This window comes from Ruegeria sp. YTSC106 (assembly GCF_059609765.1).
On record NZ_JBXWMI010000045.1, the window covers coordinates 1 to 2333 of the forward strand.

Sequence of the window (2333 nt, forward strand, 5' to 3'; positions counted from 1 at the left end):
GACGGCAACAGCGCCGTCGAAGCCAAGGTCAAGGCCGAAGTCGCAGACCTCTGCGCCAAATTCCCGATCTATCCGAATCTTTAAGACGAAGGACCCGATCCCATGAGCTTTCATTCCATTGACCAAGCCCCAGCCCGTCTGAACCGAAGTGAATTGGCCGTGCCCGGCAGCCAACCCGGAATGTTCGAAAAGGCAGCCAAATCCGATGTCGACGTCATTTTCCTTGATTTGGAAGACGCCGTAGCACCGGACGAAAAGGAGCAGGCGCGCAGGAACATCATTCAGGCCTTGAACGACATCGACTGGGGCAACAAGACCATGTCGGTGCGGATCAATGGTCTGGACACCCACTATATGTACCGTGACGTTGTGGATGTGGTCGAACAGGCTGGTGAACGCCTTGATCTGATCATGGTCCCCAAGGTCGGAACTGCTGCTGACGTTTACGCGGTCGATATGCTTGTCACCCAGATCGAAGATGCCAGAGGCTATAAGAAACGGATTGGATTCGAGCACATCATCGAAACCGCGCTCGGCATGCAGAATGTCAGTGAGATCGCTGCCGCGTCAAAGCGCAACGAAAGCCTGCATTTCGGCGTTGCCGACTATGCCGCCTCGACCCGCGCACGCACCACGATCATCGGCGGCGTGAACCCGGACTACTCTGTCTTGACCGATGCGGATTCGGATGGTGGGCGCCAGATCCACTGGGGTGACATGTGGCATTATGCACTGGCCCGTATGGTGGTTGCGGCGCGCGCGAACGGACTGCGCCCGATTGACGGACCTTTTGGTGATTTTCAGGACCCTGACGGATACAAGGCCGCCGCAAAACGCGCTGCTGTTCTGGGTAGCGAGGGCAAATGGGCCATTCATCCAAGCCAGATCGCACTTGCCAATGAGGTGATGTCGCCGTCCGACGCTGAAGTTACCAAGGCACAGCGAATTCTCGTCGCCATGGCCGAGGCCGAAGCCGATGGAAAAGGCGCTGTTTCGCTGGATGGTCGACTAATTGACTACGCATCAATCCGTCAGGCCGAAGTGCTGGTGGAAAAGGCAAGCCAGATAGCGGCGGCCTGAACCAAGCCAGAGTTGCGTGGGCATCCTGTCCGCGCGATATCATCGACAGTTACTGAAACCGAATAATGGCTAGCCGTTCCCCGATGCTATCGTCCCCATGAACCGACTGTTGCGAACATCGTCGGGGCTGGTTCTGTAGCTGCGTTGAAACGCACGTTTCAAAGCGACGGTTGATGAAAAGCCAGTGGCTGCCGAGATTTCGATCTGCGACATGTTGGTGAACTGCAACAGGCTTTGCGCGCGTTCCAGCCGAAGCTCTTTGTATGTCGAAAGCAGCTTTGCCCCGGTTTTGCTCAGGAACCGTCGCTGCAGCTGACGTGTTGAGGTTTTGAGCACGCGGGAGAGATCAGAAATCGTCAGAGGATCTTCGATGTTTTCCTGCATCGCATCCAGGGTGCGTACGACCAAAAGATCACCTTTTGCCCTATGCACCAACCGTGCGGCTAGTCTGCTTTCGTGTTTTTGCACGGGTTCGGCCAGACCAATATAGCTGCGTAGTGAGTCCGCGATATGCTCTCCGTGATCCATGGACACAAATTCAGACAACAATCTCAACGCGCTCAATCTGCTGGTCGCGCTGTGCGGACGCCCGTCGGCGGCCAGATGAGTCCCCGTGCCGCAGCTTTCCAATCCGCTTTCCAGCGCGGCCGCGGCGAAGTTCGGATGCACCGCAACGACATTTCGACCCGCTCTGCCCAGCTGCACAAGAAGCAGGACAGCTCCACCGACCAGAACAGCCCTTGAAGACAGGTTAAGAACTTGCGAGATCCAGCTTCTGCGCGGACCGGCAACGTCCCAGTTGTTTTCCAGGTCGCCCCAGAAAATTGCGGTACGACCCGCCCAATAGAGAGGTCCGCCGACGGTGTTTTTTCCGGACACCCGGAGATTGACCACGTAAGAGAAATCTTCGACCAGGCTGTTCAATGCGTGATAGAACTCAACAACGATTTCAGCCGACGCCAGCGCCCGCTCGTCGCTTAGGATAACATCGATGTATTTTAGTCTTTCGGGCACCTCCGGCCCTGTCTTTGCCAGGTTGGCGCGATCATTTGCGAGGACATAGTGTTTCATTGTTCCTCCATTGATTTGGCAAGAAGCAGCGCCTCGCAGGACGCTGCCCTCTTTCTTGGATTTCAATCCGTCAAGGCAAGAAGCGGATTGCTACGCCTAGCTACCTATTCCGCGGCTTCTTCGTATGCATCCATTGGGGGGCATGTGCAGACGAGGTTTCTGTCGCCGTATGCGTTGTCGAC

2 protein-coding genes are annotated in these 2333 nt (G+C 56.2%); one reads left to right on the forward strand and one right to left on the reverse strand.

Features of this window, described 5'->3' with window-relative positions; genetic code table 11:
- Positions 1-102 precede the first annotated feature (102 nt).
- Complete coding sequence (locus AC2FEB_RS23275; RefSeq protein ID WP_496677703.1) at positions 103-1080, forward strand: HpcH/HpaI aldolase/citrate lyase family protein; 978 nt, start codon at positions 103-105, stop codon at positions 1078-1080.
- A 69-nt stretch (positions 1081-1149) separates the two neighbouring features.
- Here the strand turns inward: AC2FEB_RS23275 and AC2FEB_RS23280 are convergent, their stop codons facing one another.
- A complete protein-coding gene (locus AC2FEB_RS23280) occupies positions 1150-2151 on the reverse strand; it encodes a helix-turn-helix domain-containing protein (protein WP_299902847.1) in 1002 nt (333 codons plus the stop codon).
- Positions 2152-2333: the final 182 nt, after the last annotated feature.